Origin of the sequence: Streptomyces mauvecolor (assembly GCF_039532965.1) — a bacterium.
Taxonomy (GTDB): domain Bacteria; phylum Actinomycetota; class Actinomycetes; order Streptomycetales; family Streptomycetaceae; genus Streptomyces; species Streptomyces violascens.
This window is the reverse complement of the sequence record NZ_BAAASQ010000010.1, coordinates 236,517-252,094: the sequence shown is the minus strand read 5'-3', so window position 1 is coordinate 252,094 and position 15,578 is coordinate 236,517. Positions and strand designations below refer to the sequence as shown.

The 15,578-nt window shown below is 70.8% G+C and carries 16 protein-coding genes; 5 read left to right on the top strand and 11 right to left on the bottom strand.

Going from position 1 to position 15,578, the window contains the following annotated elements; genetic code table 11:
- Positions 1-20 precede the first annotated feature (20 nt).
- The 3 genes from ABD346_RS16095 to ABD346_RS16085 form a co-directional block, all read right to left on the bottom strand.
- On the bottom strand, positions 21-422 hold the full coding sequence (locus ABD346_RS16095; protein ID WP_344375412.1) for a PIN domain-containing protein: 402 nt from the start codon (positions 420-422) through the stop codon (positions 21-23).
- Positions 419-682 (bottom strand): hypothetical protein, encoded by a 264-nt coding sequence (locus ABD346_RS16090; RefSeq protein ID WP_344375411.1) that lies wholly within the window; start codon positions 680-682, stop codon positions 419-421. The genes ABD346_RS16095 and ABD346_RS16090 overlap by 4 nt, the downstream gene beginning before the upstream one ends.
- Before the next feature lie 615 nt (positions 683-1,297).
- Complete coding sequence (locus tag ABD346_RS16085; RefSeq protein WP_344375442.1) at positions 1,298-1,747, bottom strand: Lrp/AsnC family transcriptional regulator; 450 nt, start codon at positions 1,745-1,747, stop codon at positions 1,298-1,300.
- An 85-nt stretch (positions 1,748-1,832) separates the two neighbouring features.
- On the opposite strand from ABD346_RS16085, the gene ABD346_RS16080 reads away from it, so the two are divergent.
- Together ABD346_RS16080 and ABD346_RS16075 are read left to right on the top strand one after the other, a co-directional pair.
- Positions 1,833-2,759 carry an SMP-30/gluconolactonase/LRE family protein gene (locus ABD346_RS16080; RefSeq protein WP_344375410.1) on the top strand — a complete coding sequence of 309 codons (927 nt, stop codon included), beginning with the start codon at positions 1,833-1,835 and terminating at the stop codon, positions 2,757-2,759.
- A 178-nt stretch (positions 2,760-2,937) separates the two neighbouring features.
- Positions 2,938-3,582: a TetR/AcrR family transcriptional regulator gene (locus ABD346_RS16075; protein WP_189963133.1), complete on the top strand. Its 645-nt coding sequence runs from the start codon at positions 2,938-2,940 to the stop codon at positions 3,580-3,582.
- Positions 3,583-3,912: 330 nt separating this feature from the next.
- On the opposite strand, the gene ABD346_RS16070 is transcribed toward ABD346_RS16075, so the two are convergent.
- From ABD346_RS16070 to ABD346_RS16060, 3 genes are all read right to left on the bottom strand, one after another.
- Positions 3,913-6,111 carry an alpha-N-acetylglucosaminidase gene (locus ABD346_RS16070; protein ID WP_344375408.1) on the bottom strand — a complete coding sequence of 733 codons (2,199 nt, stop codon included), beginning with the start codon at positions 6,109-6,111 and terminating at the stop codon, positions 3,913-3,915.
- 191 nt (positions 6,112-6,302) lie between these two features.
- Positions 6,303-7,865: an ABC transporter substrate-binding protein gene (locus tag ABD346_RS16065; protein ID WP_344375407.1), complete on the bottom strand. Its 1,563-nt coding sequence runs from the start codon at positions 7,863-7,865 to the stop codon at positions 6,303-6,305.
- A 129-nt stretch (positions 7,866-7,994) separates the two neighbouring features.
- Positions 7,995-8,273: an SCO4848 family membrane protein gene (locus ABD346_RS16060; protein ID WP_344375406.1), complete on the bottom strand. Its 279-nt coding sequence runs from the start codon at positions 8,271-8,273 to the stop codon at positions 7,995-7,997.
- Between the two features lie 229 nt (positions 8,274-8,502).
- On the opposite strand from ABD346_RS16060, the gene ABD346_RS16055 reads away from it, so the two are divergent.
- Positions 8,503-9,759 (top strand): D-alanyl-D-alanine carboxypeptidase family protein, encoded by a 1,257-nt coding sequence (locus ABD346_RS16055; protein ID WP_465270251.1) that lies wholly within the window; start codon positions 8,503-8,505, stop codon positions 9,757-9,759.
- Here ABD346_RS16055 and ABD346_RS16050 read toward each other — a convergent pair.
- From ABD346_RS16050 to ABD346_RS16035, 4 genes are read right to left on the bottom strand one after another with little or no spacing between them, the layout of a single operon-like run.
- Positions 9,728-10,627, bottom strand: coding sequence for a YihY/virulence factor BrkB family protein (locus ABD346_RS16050; protein WP_344375404.1), 900 nt, complete (start codon positions 10,625-10,627; stop codon positions 9,728-9,730). The genes ABD346_RS16055 and ABD346_RS16050 overlap by 32 nt on opposite strands.
- Positions 10,615-11,040, bottom strand: coding sequence for a GtrA family protein (locus ABD346_RS16045; RefSeq protein WP_344375403.1), 426 nt, complete (start codon positions 11,038-11,040; stop codon positions 10,615-10,617). Before ABD346_RS16045 ends, ABD346_RS16050 begins: the two co-directional genes overlap by 13 nt.
- Positions 11,037-11,981, bottom strand: a complete 945-nt coding sequence (locus ABD346_RS16040; RefSeq protein ID WP_344375402.1) for a decaprenyl-phosphate phosphoribosyltransferase — start codon at positions 11,979-11,981, stop codon at positions 11,037-11,039. Before ABD346_RS16040 ends, ABD346_RS16045 begins: the two co-directional genes overlap by 4 nt.
- On the bottom strand, positions 11,978-12,517 hold the full coding sequence (locus tag ABD346_RS16035) for a phosphatase PAP2 family protein (RefSeq protein ID WP_344375401.1): 540 nt from the start codon (positions 12,515-12,517) through the stop codon (positions 11,978-11,980). The genes ABD346_RS16040 and ABD346_RS16035 overlap by 4 nt, the downstream gene beginning before the upstream one ends.
- A 218-nt stretch (positions 12,518-12,735) precedes the next feature.
- Here ABD346_RS16035 and dprE1 point away from each other — a divergent pair, with 218 nt between their 5' ends.
- Together dprE1 and dprE2 are read left to right on the top strand one after the other, a co-directional pair.
- Complete coding sequence (dprE1, locus tag ABD346_RS16030) at positions 12,736-14,121, top strand: decaprenylphosphoryl-beta-D-ribose oxidase (RefSeq protein WP_344375400.1); 1,386 nt, start codon at positions 12,736-12,738, stop codon at positions 14,119-14,121.
- 82 nt (positions 14,122-14,203) lie between these two features.
- On the top strand, positions 14,204-14,959 hold the full coding sequence (gene dprE2, locus ABD346_RS16025) for a decaprenylphospho-beta-D-erythro-pentofuranosid-2-ulose 2-reductase (protein ID WP_344375398.1): 756 nt from the start codon (positions 14,204-14,206) through the stop codon (positions 14,957-14,959).
- Between the two features lie 27 nt (positions 14,960-14,986).
- Here the strand turns inward: dprE2 and ABD346_RS16020 are convergent, their stop codons facing one another.
- Positions 14,987-15,565, bottom strand: a complete 579-nt coding sequence (locus ABD346_RS16020) for a 2'-5' RNA ligase family protein (RefSeq protein WP_344375397.1) — start codon at positions 15,563-15,565, stop codon at positions 14,987-14,989.
- Between the last annotated feature and the right edge of the window lie 13 nt (positions 15,566-15,578).

Genomic DNA, 15,578 nt, shown 5'->3' with positions numbered 1-15,578 from the left:
GGGCGGGGCCTTTTGCGTTGCTACTTTCCGGTGGTCAGCCGGATCGTACGGACGAGCGGGGTGCCCTCGTACAGGTCCGGATCCGCGGTCAGCACCGGGCATCCGTCCGGCCACTCCGCTGACGGCCGGGCCAGATGGACGGCGTGCGCGAGGCGCCAGTCAAGCCCGCTGCGGACCAATGCCCCCACGGTGGACGCACCCGCGAAGTCCAGCGCCACGATGTCCACGGCCTCCAGGGCGCCCAGATGTTCGGCGACCCCTTCACGTTGCGCGTCCGCCGCCGCGAGGCAGAGTGCGGGGATGTAGACATGCCGGGTCGCAGCGTGGTCCGTGTTCGACACGAACTGCGAGGCCAGACGGTTGCCCGCGCCGAGGGCGAGGAGGGCCGACTCGTCGTAGACGACAGCCATGCTGGCGCTCACAGGCTGTCCACCTCGCGCCCGGCCTCCAGGTCCTGCCAGACCTTCTCGGCCCGGTCGTGGTCCGCCTGCGTGAGCTTCACACCGAAGTGCTTCTCGCAGTACGCCTTGGTGGCCTCGTAGCGGGCTTCCAGCTCCTCCTTGGTGGGAGTCGCCCCGGCCAGCTCTCCGAGCAGGTCGCGCATGGTCATCCCACGTTCACGGGCAAGCACCATGAGGCGGTCGCGGACGGCAGGGTCAACCTTGATCGTGGTGTCGGCCATGACCACAGTATACCTCCGGTATACCTCGGTGGGCCTCTCGAGTTGAAGAGTCACGACATGCCTTTCCTTGAGGGAACCGCCCCGGAGAGGTCCGGGCCGGACGTTCCACCCCGCTGCGGCCGTCACCCTCTGGGGTGAATTCCCATACGGGGATGAGGAGTTGGCCGCACAGGCCGTCTAAGTCCTCGCACTCCGCAGGGAAACACCCTGTGCCAGGCAGAAGAGGTGGCCGAGGGGATGCATCAGCACGGCTGCGGCGCACCAGGATGCGGTGCGGTCACGCATGAGCACGCTGCTGAAGGTGGAGAGAGCGCGGGCGGGCGTTGTACGGTAAAAGCGCATGAGGAGGTAGGTCCTTGTGTCGGCCCCCGGGTGTTCGCGCGCCGCGGGGGCTTTCCATGTCCGTCGTCCGCTGTTCGCGGTGTCGGCGACTGTACAGCCACGCTAAGTGAGCGACGCAAGTCCCAACTCCCGCCCCGAACACGGCGGTTCACCCCCTCGAACACCCGGCCTGACCTGCGGCTCGCCCAGCCGGGCAGGCGTCCGGGGCGATGCCGCGCAGTTCACCCGCCCGGGTGAAGAAGTCCCCCGTTGCGTAACCTTCGGAACGGAGCGCTACGACGTCGGCGGCACTGGCGAGACCGGGCGTTCGAAAAAGGTTTCCAAGGACACCGTCGCCTGCGTGCCGCTCACGCCGTCGATCGCGTACAACCGGCGCAGGACGTCCTGGAGTTGTTCGGTCGACGAGGTGCGGACCTTCACCAGGACCGAGGCGCTGCCCGCGATCACGTGGGCCTCCTGGATTTCGGGGATGGCGGCGAAGGCCGCCGCCGAGTCGCCCATCCATGACGTCGAGTCGACCATGACGAAGGCCAGTACGCCCTGATCGAGCGCCGCGGGGTCCACCTCGATCGTCGTGCGCCGGATCACGCCGCGCTCACGGAGTTTGCGTACACGTTCGTGTGCGGCGCCGGCCGAGAGGCCGATCTCCTTGCCCAGTGCCGCGTACGCCGTGGTCGCGTCCTGCTGGAGCAGGGCGAGCAGCCGGCGGTCCATCTCGTCCACGTTTCCCATGGCGAGACCATATCCTGTTCTGGCATAGTCGTGATTGATCGAATGTCATTCAGTATCGATGCGCCAGGGGGAGATTGTGTCCGATCAGTTCCGTACTCCGCTGTACGAGATCCTGGACGAGCGGTTCCGTACCGGGCGGTGTGCCGTCGGGGACGACCGGCTCGAAGTGCTCTATGACAACTGCCGCTGGGCCGAGGGGCCGCTCTATCTGCCGGCCTGGCGGCAGTTCGTCTGGAGCGACATTCCCAACGACCGGATGCTGCGCTGGGACGAACACACCGGGGCCGTCTCCCTCTTCCGCTCCCCCGCCGGGCACCCCAACGGCAACACGCTCGACTGCGAGGGGCGGCTCGTCACCTGCGAGCAGGGCAACCGGCGGGTCACCCGTACCGAGCCCGACGGGCGGATCACGGTGATCGCCGACCGCTTCGAGGGCAAGCGGTTCAACAGCCCCAACGACGCGGTCGTCCACTCGGACGGATCGATCTGGTTCTCCGACCCCGACTTCGGCATCACCAGCGACTACGAGGGTGTCCGCGCCGAACCCGAGATCGGCGGCTGCCACGTCTATCGCGCCGACCCCTCGACCGGCGAGGTGCGGCTCGTCGCGGACGGGTTCGATGCGCCCAACGGGCTCGTCTTCTCGGCCGACGAGCGTCAGTTGTACGTGTCCGACACACGGGGTGGATGCGTTCGGGCATTCGAGGTGGGGGACGGCGGGGTGTTGTCCGACGGCAGGGTGTTCGCCGAGGCGGCCGACGGGGTCAGCCGGTTCGACAATCTGCGGTTCGACGACGGCGGGCGGCTCTGGGCGGCCGCCATGGCGGGCGGGGTGCACTGTTACGACCCCGACGGCACGCTCATCGGGCGGCTCCTCGTCCCCGAGCCGGTCTCCAACATCGCCTTCGGCGGGCCCAAGAACAATCGGCTCTTCATCACCGCCAACACGTCCCTCTACTCGGCGGTGACGGGGGTGACCGGGCTGCCGCGTGTGCGGGGTTGAGGGCTCCGCCTCCCCGGCGTCCGCGGCGAGGCCGGAACCCTCCGGACCCGGCCGGGGGCTGTCCGATTAGGCTCTTGCCGTGCCAGCAGAGAACGCGCCTGAAGAGACGGACCCCGATGCGGCCGGGTCCCGCCCCGCCAAGGGCGAGCAGACCCGCACGCTCATCCTGGAGACCGCGATGCGGCTGTTCCAGGAGCGGGGGTACGACAAGACCACCATGCGGGCCATCGCGCAGGAGGCCGGGGTCTCGGTCGGCAACGCGTACTACTACTTCGCCGGCAAGGAACATCTGATCCAGGGTTTCTACGACCGGATCGCGGCCGAGCACCAGGCGGCGGTGCGGGACGTCCTGGACACCGAGACCGACCTCGAGGCCCGGCTCGCCGGGGTGCTGAGGGTCTGGCTGGACATCGCCTCGCCGTACCACGAGTTCGCGGCACAGTTCTTCAAGAACGCGGCGGATCCGGACAGTCCGCTCAGCCCGTTCTCCTCGGAGTCGGAGCATGCGCGGGAGGCGGCGATCTCCGTGCACCGGGAGGTGCTGGCGGGCACGAAGACGAAGGTGCCGGCCGAACTCGTCGATGTGCTGCCGGAGTTGATGTGGCTGTCGCAGATGGGCCTGGTCCTGTACTGGGTCTTCGACCGGTCTCCCGGGCGGGAGCGGAGCTATCGCCTTGCGGGGCGGGGGGCGAAGCTGACCACCCGGGGGGTGGCGCTGGCTCGGTTCCGGGTGCTGCGGCCGCTGGTGCACGAGGTGCATGAGCTGTTTACGGACTTCCTGCCGGGCATGTCCCAGGCGGCGGCCTCCCGAAAGCGGGGGTAGCCCGTCGCCCTGGCCCGGCGGCGTGCGCTGGGGCTCCGCCCCAGACCCCGATAGCCCCTCCCCCGCCCCTCCCCGCCCCTTCCCCAGACCCTCCGGGGGTGGGCGGGGTCGGCTGCTGCGGGCCGTGCGTGGTGCTCGCGCAGTTCCCCGCGCCCCCTGGCAGCAGCGATCCTGGCCCGCACGGCACCTTCAGCTCGTCCGGTTTCTTGCACACTGCGCCGGACAGGCGTACCCAGCCTGTCCTGGGGGTCCCCCTGGCCCTTGAGGCCTTGGGGGAGTCTGAGGACGAGCGCCCTTCAGGCGCGAACGGGGGTCTGGGGGCGGGGGGGACTACAGGCCCAGGGCCTGTTTCACCTCCCCCGCCACCCCCACCACATCCCCCGTCGGAGACACCCCGTACCCCGGATGCGTCCGCACCCACTTGTCCTCCAGCGCGTACCAGTCGACCGGCGTCGGCGGCCGCCCCGTCGTGAGGGACGTCGACAGGGTGTCGAAGTATGTGCGCCAGCGCAGCGTGTACAGGCCGCCCACCAGGCCGGACCACTCCCGGTTCGCATAGTCGCGCAGACCCCCGCCGTCCGCCGCCCCCCGCGGCCCCCACACCGTGAGCAGCGACACCGCGTCGTACGCCAGCTGATCCTTCTCCGCCGCCGTCGCCCCCCAAGACCGCGCGTCCGCGACCCAGCGGCCCAGCAGATGGCCCCGGTCCGTCGCCACCACCCGCTCGAGCAGGGCCAGGCAGCGGAACCAGTCTCCCGTCAGCTCGGCGAACCGGTCCTTGTTCTTCGACTCGTACGCCTCCCGGATCTGCGGGAGCAGGACCCTGGAGCGGTTGGACAGGGTCTGGCGCGTTACGTCCATCAGGTCGTAGCGGTACGCGGTCGTGCTGCGCAAAGGTGGTGCCACCGCCAGCAACGCCGGCAGTGCGGCGTCGAACTCTGCTCCGTCATAACGGAGTCGAGGAGGGGACCAGGATGCCGCCGACTTCGTCGTCAGGCTCGGGCGGGCGCCGAACAGGCCGTCCGCCCCCTCGCTCCACGAGTCCTCCCGCGTCGTGCCGTACGCCGTGCGGCGAAGGACGTCCCATGCCTGCGCCGCGTGCGCGTCGGCGGCGCCGTAGCGGTACGTCGGCCATTGCTCGAACCAGGTCTCCAGGTCGAGCGGGCCGTCCGTCCAGGGCAGGTCGGAGAAGAGGGCGAAGGCGGCCGGGTTGTTGTCCGCGCCCTCCGGCATCAGCGCGATGCCGTCCAGGGCACTGTCCGGCTTGGTGCGCCAGCTCTCGTACAGGGAAGCCCAGTCCGGGGTGTTGGCGCCCAGCGCCGTATGGCCGCCGAAGTTCCAGATGGAGCCGAACGCGTACGGCGCGCCCTCCCAGGACTGTTCGCGGTCGGTGACGGACGGGAAGCGGTCGGAGAGCCCGTCGACGATGAACAGCTTCGTCTTGTCGACCGCTTCGATGATTTCGCGGTGCGGGTTCTCCTGCCAGCCGAGCAGGTTCCAGATCGCCCCGGGGTGCGCGGTGCGCAGCGCCTTCTCGACGGCCTTGGCCGCCGCGCCGATCGGGACGTCGCCGGGGGTGCCGCCCTCGTGCAGCAGGTCCATCTTGTACATGGAGGTCGCGCCGAGCAGTTCGGTCTGTACGCGGTAGAACGTGGCCGCGATGCGGGCGAAGTGGTCGGAGCGCGGGTCCAGCCAGTCGGGACGGTTGAAGCCCACCCAGGTGCCCTGCGGCACGACGTGCGCGCCCGGGTTGCGGGTGGCGAAGCCGGGCGGGACCGTGCCGAAGTAGCCGGGCAGCACCGGGGTCATGCCGAGTTCGCGGAGCCGGCCCACGATGCGCGCCGCCAACTGGGCTCGCTGGTCCATCAGTTGCTGGGAGACCGGGCCGCCGAAGCCCGACATGTTCTGGAGCAGCCACCACGGCTGATGGGAAGGGCCCGGGATCCAGGATCTCAACTCCGCGTCCGCGTACCCGTGCTGGAGGAAGGTGCGGTGGTAGACGGAGTCCGCGCCGAGGTAGACGAGCACCTCGTTGTAGCCGTGCAGGGCCAGGACGTCGAGCTCGCGCTCCCAGTACGTCCAGTCGTGGTAGGTGCCGGTGTAGCCGTCGTTGGTGTCGTTGAAGACGAAGCGGTGGGTGACGTTGGCCGTTCTCTCGATGGGCTCGGGCACGGCCGGGAGCCGGCCCGGCAGCCGGGTCTGTTCGCCCGCCCAGGAGATGTGGGCGTGCGCGACTTGTCTCAAGTACGTGTGGAATCCGGCGAGTTGAACGGCCGGGGTGCTGCCCTCGACGAGGATCCGGCCGGCTCCGCCCGAGACGCGGAAGCGGTCGCGGCCGGCCGCGCGCGGCACCGTGCGGAAGACGACCTGGTCGCGGTGGCCGGGCAGCAGCCGGGCCAGCGCCCGCGCGGCGGGCCCCTTGGCGGCCACGGCCCCGGCCTCGGTGGCGAACCCGGTCTCGGTGCCCGCCCCGAGGGCGAGGGCCGATCCGGCGAGTGAGCTCAGGAGCGTACGACGGGAAAGGCGCATCCCCCGACGGAAGCAGCGTGTCCCAGCGCGGTCAATGGAGCAGAACCGGTGACTCCTTGGACAAAAGCCCTTTGGGTGAACTGCTTTGTCTCAAACCCCGCCGACATCGCGGGTTCGAACCTGTCGCTTCTCTTTCCCCGGTTCGAACCCGCCACTGCCGGCGCGCCGGTTCCCGACCGTCCCGAGCGGCCTCAGATCCAGCCCAGTTCCCACAGCCGCCACACGCCCGTGCCGTCCGACAGGTACTGCGAGCCGCTGACGTCCTTGCTGCCCAGGACGTAGTTCTTGCCCTGCCACAGCGGGATCAGCGGGACGTCTTCGGCGACCTTCTCCTGGAGCGCCTTGAAGTCGTCGGCGGCCCGGCCGCGGTCGGTGAACTCCTGGGTGCGCTGAATGATCTTGTCGGTCTCCTTGTCGGAGTAGCCGTTGTGGAGGCTGTTGCCGGTACCGACGAGCGGCTGGCCGAAGTTGTCCGGGTCGGGGAAGTCGGCGAGCCAGCCGGCCGTGTACGAGTCGTACTTGCCCTCGGCGTAGTTCTGCTGCATCTTCGTCCAGTCCGGCTCGGCGATCAGGTCGACCTTGAACAGGCCGTCCCGCTCCAGCTGCTTCTTGAGCTGCTCGGCCTCCGCGCCGTTCGCGCCGAGCTTGCGGTACGCCATGGTGAAGCGGACCGGGAGCTGCTCGCCCTGCAGGAGCGCCTTCGCCCTGGCCGGGTCCGGCTTCGGGTAGGCGTCGAAGAACGCGGTGCTGTGCCCGGTGAAGCCCTGCGGGATCAGCGAGAAGAGCGGGTCGACGGTGCCGCTGTAGACGGCGTTGGCGAGCGCCTCGCGGTCGACGAGGGCGGCGGCGGCCTCGCGGACCCTGGTCCTGGAGACCGGGCTCGGCGACTTCAGGTTGAAGTTGAGCTCGCGGATGTCGTAGCCCGGCGAGGTCGTGATGCGCAGGCCGGATCCGGGCGAGAGCTTGGCGAGCACCTCGGGCGGCATCTCGCGGTGGGTGACGTCGACCTGCTTGGCCTGCCAGGCGGCGTTCAGCTGGTCGGCCTCGGCGAAGTAGCGGACCGTGACGGGCAGCCCGTGCTTGGTGACCGCGCCCTTGTATCCGGGGTTGGGTTCCAGGCGCGCGCTGACCGGCTTCCCGTCGGAGTCCTTCTTGTACTCCTTGAGCAGGTACGGCCCGGAGCCGATCACCGAGTTCTCCTTGCGCAGCCCGTTCGCCGGGTACTGGCTGCTGTCCACGATCGAGCCCGCGCCGGTGGCGAGCTTGGACGGGAAGGTGGCGTCCTTGCTCTTCAGGTTGAAGGTGACCGTGTCCCCCTCGGCCTGCACCGAGCCGAGCATCGAGAACAGCGGGGCGGGGCCCAGCTTGTCGGCGATCTTCAGCATCCGGTCGAAGGAGAACTTCACGTCCTCGGCCGTCATCCTGCGCCCGCTGGAGAAGCTGATGTCGTCGCGCATCACACAGCGGTACGTCTGGAGCTTCTGCCCGACGAAGGTGCAGCTCTTCGCGGCGTCCGGGACCGGGGTCGTGCTGCCCTGCCTGAAGGTGAGCAGCGACTGGTAGACGTTGTTGTAGATCGCCCAGGAGCCGGCGTCGTAGGCGCCCGCCGGGTCGAGCGAGGTGATCACGTCGGTGGTGCCGACGACGATGGGGTCCTTCTTCGCCGTGTCGGACGGCAGCAGCTGCCATCCGCCCACTCCGGCGACCACCACAGCCGCACATGTCACCACAATCCGCATACGGATCGACCGCATCGCCGTGCTCTCCTCGGAACGCCCCACCCCTGGTCGGCGCACGGAGTCAGCACGCTGCGCCTGTGATGACGCTCACCCAATCACACGACCTTCACATTGTGGAAGGGTCAACCTTCCACTCACAGCTACTTATCGGCCGGGCGTGACGGAGCTCTCGGCGGCGGCCGTCCGTTCACTCCTCAGGTGGCGCAGCGAACGGAACCCGATGGCTCCCACGCCCGTCCCCAGGAGAAACGAGGTGACGGCGAGCGTCAGGTGGACCCAGAAGTAGGCGGTCGGGTCCCCGGCGGCGTCGAAGGCGAGCCCGCTGCCGTCCTTCCACAAGTTCTTCACGAAAGTGGTCCAGATGACCCAGCTCCACGCACCGAAGGCGAGCAGGAACCAGGAGAGAGGGCGGCTGAGTTTCATGCGTCCAGTATCGGCGTCGGCCGCCGGGCACCTCCGGCCGGGTGGGAGCTCCCGGCGGGTCATCCATACGATGATCGGATCGCTGGCCGCAGCCTGTACGTTCTCGAACGTGTCTGCCGTGAACGTTTCCCAGAGGACCGCGTCCCCGAGGCCCGCGTCCGAGAACACCGCGTACGAGAAGAGCGGGCCCGGGAAGAGCGCGTCAAGCCCTCTCGGATCGCGTCTTCGCGTGTCCGGGCGGCCCGCCTCGCTCGCGCTGTCCGTCGCCGTGGCCTCGGCCGCCGTGCTGCCCGCCCTCGCGGCGGGCCCCGCCGCCGCGCTGCCCCGGGACGACAAACCGTCCCCGTCCGCCACGCCCGGCACCCCGGGCAAACCCCCCAACGACCCGCCGCCCGCGGACATGTCGAAGGTCGGCGGCGACCAGCTGGGGCAGCCCGGCACCCAGGTGCGGCTCGGTCCGGGCGCGCCGGTGCTGCCCAAGGACGTGACCGGACGCTCCTGGATCGTCGCGGACGCCGAGAGCGGCCAGGTGCTCGCCTCGCACAACGCGCACTGGCGGCTGCCGCCCGCCTCCACCCTGAAGATGCTGTTCGCGGACACCGTGCTGCCCAAGTTCCCCCGCGACCAGCAGCACACGGTCACCCCGGCCGACCTCGCCGGGATGGGTCCGGGCAGCAGCCTGGTCGGGGTGAAGCCGAACCTGTCGTACTCGGTGCACGACCTGTGGCTCGGGGTCTTCCTGCGCTCGGGCAACGACGCCGTGCACGTGCTCGCCTCGATGAACGGCGGCGTGCCCAAGACCGTCCAGGACATGCAGGCCCAGGCCGACGAGCTCCAGGCGCTGGACACCCGGGTCGTCTCGCCGGACGGCTACGACATGCCGGGCCAGGTCTCCAGCGCGTACGACCTGACGCTGTTCGCCCGCTCGGGGCTGCAGAACAAGGACTTCCGCGAGTACTGCTCGACGGCGACCGCGAAGTTCCCCGGCGCCGAGGGCAAGGACAACAAGCGCGAGACACTGGAGATCCAGAACACCAACCGGCTGCTCACCGGCGACCTCGGGCTCGCCCCGTACAAGGGCATCGCGGGCGTCAAGAACGGCAACACCACCAACGCGGGCTCGACCTTCACCGGGGTCGCGGAGCGCAACGGCAAGGTGCTGCTCGTCACCGTCATGAACCCCGCCTCGGGGGAGGGCCAGGCCGTCTACAAGGAGGCGGCCCGGCTGCTCGACTGGGGGTTCGCGGCGAACGGGAAGGTCACCCCGGTCGGCGAGCTGGTCCCGCCGAAGTCGGCGACGGCCGGCACCGGGACCGGCTCGGGCAACGCCCAGGGCAGCGCGAAGAACCGGACCGGGCAGGCCGCCCCCGCCAAGGGCGAGAGCGGCGGGATCGGCATCGCGCTCGGCGTCGCGGGCGGTGCGCTGGTCCTGGTCGCGGGCGCGATCTTCCTGCTCAACCGGCGCTGGCCGATTCGGAAGCGGTGACCTCCGGGTCGTCCTCCTCGGCCGGGGTGGCCGTCCATGCCGCACAGAACAGGAGCAGCTTCGCCGTGAAGTTGATCCAGAGCAGCAGCGCGATGGGCACCCCGAAGGCCCCGTACATGCTCTTGGCGGCGACGCCCTTCATATAGCCGCCGAGCAGCATCTTCAGGAGCTCGAAGCCGACCGCGCCGAGCAGGGCGGCCACCATCAGGCGGCGGCGCGGCGGGTTCACCCCGGGCAGCAGTGTCAGGACGTACAGCAGGAGCAGGAAGTCGGCGAGGACGGCGACGACGATCGCCGCGATGCGCAGCAGCACCCCGCCCGCGGCGCTCTGGTCGATGCCGAGCCGGTCGGCGGTCCAGCCGATCGCGGTGGAGCCGATGGAGGACGCGGCCCAGGAGGCGAGGCCCGCGCCGCCGAGGCCGAGCAGGATGCCGCCGTCCTTGAGCTTGCGCAGAATGGGGTTCTCGCCCTCGTCGGCTTCCTCCGTCTCCCACACCGCGCGCAGGCAGCCGCGCATCTGCGAGATCCAGCCGATGCCGGTGAGGAGCAGCAGGGCGCCCGCGACGCCGCCGACCGTGCCCGCGTTGTCGATGAGCCCCTGGAGGTCGAGCTGGTCGGAGATTCCGGGGACCTGTTCGGCGATGGTGTTCTGGAGCTTGTGCACCTGCGCGGTGGACAGCAGCGCGGCCGCGACGGCGGCGCCGACGGTCAGCAGCGGGAAGACCGCGAGGAAGCTGATGAAGGTGATGGCGGCGGCGAGCCTGGACCAGTGGACCCGGTCGAGCCGCTCGTACGAACGCCAGGCGTGCGTCCGCGTGAGCCGGGCGATCCAGGGCCCGACGACGGGGAGTTTCTTCAGCCAGTCCATGACGTACGACTACCCTCTCCGGTACGGAAAACGAGGGTCCTTGTACCCCAGAACCGCAGGCAGGTGGCTAGGGCCATGCCGAAAACCGCACCCGAAAGGGTGTCGGCGCGGGGCGAGGTGAAGCCGAGGCCGTAGTGCGAGACGGCGATGCAGAGCAGTTGCACGAGGGCGCCCGCGATGTTCACCGCGAAGAACACGGCGTACTCGCGCCAGCCGACCCGGCGCCCGCGGTAGGTGCCGAACGCGTTGCCGAGGTAGGCGACCGTGCAACCGGCCACGAAGGAAAGGGACTTGGCGGCGATCGGGTCCCAGCCGAGCCCGGAGCGCAGCCACACGAACAGGCCGAGGTCGGCCGCGTACGCGCAGATCCCGGCCAGCGCGAAGCCGATCACCTCGGACCGGGCGACGCTCACAGATCGGCCACCGCGAGAGCGTACATCGTGATCCAGGCCAGGCCGATGACCGCGAGCGCGCGGTCGCGCAGGACGACGTCCTCGGGCGCCCCCGCGCTCCCCCGGTCGGCGAAGACGGCGTAGCGCAGGATCGCCCCGATGAAGGGGACCATCGACAACTGCCGCCAGGGCAGCAGCGATCCGTTGGACACGCCGCCGCTCTCCAGCGCCCACATGCAGTAGGCGAGGACGGCGACACCGGCGGCGAGCTGCCACACGAAGCGCAGATAGCCGGTGGTGTACGCGTTCAGGAGCGAGCGGGTGGCGGCCCCGCGCCCCTCCATCTGGAGGGCCTCGGAGTACCGCTTGGCGGAGACCATGAACAGCGCGCCGAACCCGGCGGTGATCAGGAACCAGCGGGACAGCGGGATGCCGAGCGCGACCCCGCCGGTCATCGCCCGCATCAGGAACCCGGTGGTGACGACCACGAGGTCGACGACCAGGACGTGCTTCAGCTTGACGCAGTACGCGAGTTGCATGACGACGTACCCGGTGAGCAGCGTGGCCGTCATCGTGTTGCAGGTCAGCGCGGCGGCCAGCGGGGCGAGCACGGCGAGGACCCCGCCGGCCGCGTAGGCGACCCCGACGGGCACCCGGCCGGCGGCGACCGGGCGGTGGCACTTGTCGGGGTGGGCGCGGTCGGCCTCGGCGTCGCGGGCGTCGTTGATGAGGTAGACGGCGGATGCGGCGGCCGTGAACAGGACGAAGACCATGGAGAGTTGCGCGATGACGTGCGCACTGGTCAGCCGTCCGGCGGCGGCGGGCGCGGCCACCACGAGCAGGTTCTTGACCCACTGGCGGGGTCGCGCGGTACGCACCAGACCGCCGGGCAGCGCGAGCAGGCGCCGGGCGGCCGAGACCGGCCCCGCCCCGTCGAGGAGTGCCGTGCCGGGCTCGGTCATCGGCGCCCCCTTTCGAGTGGTTGGCGCATCCAGGCCGCGCCGGCCCGCGCGGTGACACCGCCGAGCAGGGCGCCCGCCGCGATGTCGCTCGGGTAGTGCACCCCGGCGACCATGCGGGACACGCACATCGCGGCGGCCAGCGGTGCCACGATGCGCGCCCCGGCGGGCCGCAGGCCCCCGTACGCGACGGCGGCCGCGGCCGCGGAGCTGGCGTGCGAGCTGGGGAAGGAGTGCCGCCCGGCGGTACGCACCAGGGGCTCGGCCGCCGGGAGTTGCGGGCGGGGCCTGCGGACGACGCGCTTCACGCCCATGCTGGCCAGATGGGCGGCAGCGACCAGGGCGGTGCCGCGCAGCCAGGCGCCGCGCCGGTCCCGGTCGGCGGCGGCCGCGGCGAGCCCGGCCGCGAGCCACAGCGCGGCGTGTTCACCGGCCCGGGACAGCGCCCGGGCGGCGGCGGCCACCCGCGGATCCGTGCCGCAGTCGCGCAGTGCGGCCAGGAGCCGCTGGTCGGCGTCGGTGCACGACGACTTCTGCATCTGCCACCCCTCTTCCGTGACGTCGGCCCGCCAACTGGCCGTAGGCCACGGGCGACTCTCCTGCGAGAGGGGAGGCGATTCTTGGACGAATGAGTCTGACACTCAGATAATCACCCATTTCGGTTAGCGGTTTATCGGCAACATAGACGCAAGGAAGGCCGCACAGCAGCGGAGGAGGTTCTGACAAAAGGGATGACATAGGCGATACCGTCGCATTCATGTCTGCCGACACGTCACCCGACACCGTGCCCGCGCCCCCCGGCCCGCCGACGTCCGTGAGCGGCTGGGGCCGCACCGCCCCCACCACGGCGCGGCTGCTTCGCCCGCGGAGCTACGAGGAGGCTGCCGCCGCCGTCCGGGCATGCGGGGCGCGCGGCACGATCGCCCGCGGGCTCGGCCGGGCGTACGGGGACGCCGCGCAGAACGCCGGCGGCGCGGTCCTCGACATGACCGGCCTCGACCGCATCCGCCAGGTCGACGCCGAGGCGGGCATCGTCGTCTGCGACGCGGGGGTGAGCCTGCACCGCCTGATGGAGGTGCTGCTGCCGCTCGGCTGGTTCGTGCCGGTGACACCGGGCACGCGGTACGTGACGGTCGGCGGGGCGATCGGCGCCGACATCCACGGCAAGAACCACCACGTCTCGGGCTCGTTCGCCCGCCATGTGCGCGAGCTGGAACTGCTCACCGCGGACGGCACGGTACGGACCGTCACGCCGGGCAGCGAGCTGTTCGACGCGACGGCCGGCGGGATGGGCCTGACGGGCGTGATCCTGCGCGCGACGGTCCAACTCCTGCCCGTACGCACCTCGTTGATGGCCGTGGACACCGAACGGGCCGTCGATCTGGATGACTTGATGACCCGCCTGGAGTCGGGGGACCATCGCTACCGGTACTCGGTGGCGTGGATCGACCTCCTCGCGCGGGGCGCCAGGACCGGGCGGGCGGTGCTGACCCGCGGTGAGCACGCGCCGCTCGACATGCTGCCGCCCCGCGCCCGCCGCACCCCGCTCGCCTTCCGGCCGCGCCGGCTTCCGCCCGCCCCCGCCTTCCTGCCGGAGGGGCTGCTCGGCCGCGCCTCCGTCTCGGCGTTCAACGAACTCTGGTACCGCAGGGCACCCAGGCACCGCACGGGCGAACTCCAGCGCATCTCGACGTTCTTCCACCCGCTGGACGGGGTGCCGCACTGGAACCGCGTGTACGGACGGGGCGGCTTCGTGCAGTACCAGTTCGTCGTCGGGTACGGACACGAGGAGACCCTGCGTGCCATCGTGCGCCGCATCTCGCGGCACGGCTGCCCCTCCTTCCTCGCCGTCCTCAAACGCTTCGGCGAGGCCGACCCCGGCTGGCTCTCCTTCCCCCTCCCCGGCTGGACCCTGGCCCTCGACATCCCCGCGAACCTGCCGGGCCTCGGCGCCCTCCTCGACGAACTGGACGAGGCGGTGGCGGGCGCGGGCGGCCGGGTCTACCTCGCGAAGGACGCGCGGATGCGGCCGGAGGCGGTGGAGCGGATGTACCCGAAGCTGCCCCAATTCCGTTCCCTGCGGCGGGAGTTGGACCCGGAGGGAGTCTTCCGCTCGGACATGGGCCGAAGGCTGGGCCTGTGAGCCTTTACGCACCCCTCGGCCCGCTCGGCCCCCTCAGCCACATCCGGCCCTGCCAGGCCGCCCAACAACCTACGGAGCCCTGATGAAGGACGCATTCGGTACCCCGCAGTCCCTGCTCGTGCTCGGCGGTACGTCCGAGATCGGGCTTGCCACCGCCCGGCGCCTGGTGGCCCGCCGCACCCGTACGGTCTGGCTCGCGGGCCGGCCCTCCCCCGCCCTGGAAGCGGCGGCGGCCGAACTGCGGAAGCTGGGCCCGGACGTCCACACCCTCGCCTTCGACGCGCTCGACTCCGACGCGCACGAGGCCGCCCTCGGCAAGGTGTTCGCCGAGGGCGACATCGACATGGTGCTGCTCGCGTTCGGGGTACTCGGCGACCAGTCCCGCGACGAGGGCGAGCCGCTCGCCGCGGTACGGGTCGCCCAGACCAACTACACCGGCGCGGTCTCGGCGGGCCTGATCTGCGCGAAGGCCCTCCAGACGCAGGGCCACGGCTCGCTGGTCGTGCTGTCCTCGGTGGCCGGCGAACGCGCCCGCCGCAGCAACTTCATCTACGGGTCGAGCAAGGCGGGGCTCGACACGTTCGCCCAGGGTCTGGGAGACGCGCTGCACGGCACGGGGGTGCACGTCATGGTCGTACGCCCCGGCTTCGTCCGTACGAAGATGACGGCGGGGCTGTCCGAGGCACCCCTGGCCACGACCCCCGAGGCGGTCGCCCTGGCGATCGAGGCGGGATTGCGGCGGCGGGCGGAGGTGGTGTGGGTGCCGGGGGTTCTGCGGGTGGTGATGTCGGCGCTGAGGCATGCGCCGCGCGAGGTATTCCGCCGCCTCCCGGTATGACCCGGGGCTCCGGCGCCCCCTGTCGGGCTAGCGCAGCGAGGGGTGGTCCAGGGTCGTGGCCTGGGCCGGGACTGTCAGCGTGCCCACCCCGAAGGGGTAGTCGTGGAGCTTGCGCCAGACCCCGTCCGAGCCCTGCTCGTAGAGGGCGAACCCCTCGCACGTCCAGGACGCCGAGAACCCCGCCAGGGACTCGTACGCCAGATCCATCGCCGCCTCGGAGATCCCGTGCGCCACCGTCACATGGGGGTGGTACGGGAACTGGAGCTCACGCACCAGCGGCCCCGCCTCGTCCCGTACCCGCTGCTGGAGCCAGGCGCAGTCGCCCGCACCCTCCACCACCTTGACGAAGACGACCGGGGACAGGGGACGGAACGTCCCGGTGCCTTCGAGCCGCATCTCGAACGCCCGGCCCGCCGCCGCGACGGCGGCCAGGTGCGCCTCGATCTCCGGCAGGCACTCCGCCTCGACCTCGTGCGGCGGAAGCAGGGTGACGTGCGTGGGGATGCCGTGCGCGGCGGGATCCCCGAAGCCCGCGCGCCGCTCCTGGAGCAGGCTGCCGTACGGCTCCGGGACCGCGATCGAAACGCCGAGCGTTACGGTCCCCACGTCGTTCTCCTCA

Excerpts from the sequence above, each read along its gene's own strand:
- ABD346_RS16090 (WP_344375411.1), bottom strand. The coding sequence starts at position 682 with ATGGCCGACACCACGATCAAGGTTGACCCTGCCGTCCGCGACCGCCTC.
- ABD346_RS16075 (WP_189963133.1), top strand. The coding sequence starts at position 2,938 with ATGCGGCTGTTCCAGGAGCGGGGGTACGACAAGACCACCATGCGGGCC.
- ABD346_RS16070 (WP_344375408.1), bottom strand. The coding sequence starts at position 6,111 with ATGCGCCTTTCCCGTCGTACGCTCCTGAGCTCACTCGCCGGATCGGCC.
- ABD346_RS16065 (WP_344375407.1), bottom strand. The coding sequence starts at position 7,865 with ATGCGGTCGATCCGTATGCGGATTGTGGTGACATGTGCGGCTGTGGTG.
- ABD346_RS16060 (WP_344375406.1), bottom strand. The coding sequence starts at position 8,273 with ATGAAACTCAGCCGCCCTCTCTCCTGGTTCCTGCTCGCCTTCGGTGCG.
- ABD346_RS16050 (WP_344375404.1), bottom strand. The coding sequence starts at position 10,627 with ATGGACTGGCTGAAGAAACTCCCCGTCGTCGGGCCCTGGATCGCCCGG.
- ABD346_RS16040 (WP_344375402.1), bottom strand. The coding sequence starts at position 11,981 with ATGACCGAGCCCGGCACGGCACTCCTCGACGGGGCGGGGCCGGTCTCG.
- ABD346_RS16035 (WP_344375401.1), bottom strand. The coding sequence starts at position 12,517 with ATGCAGAAGTCGTCGTGCACCGACGCCGACCAGCGGCTCCTGGCCGCA.
- dprE1 (WP_344375400.1), top strand. The coding sequence starts at position 12,736 with ATGTCTGCCGACACGTCACCCGACACCGTGCCCGCGCCCCCCGGCCCG.
- dprE2 (WP_344375398.1), top strand. The coding sequence starts at position 14,204 with ATGAAGGACGCATTCGGTACCCCGCAGTCCCTGCTCGTGCTCGGCGGT.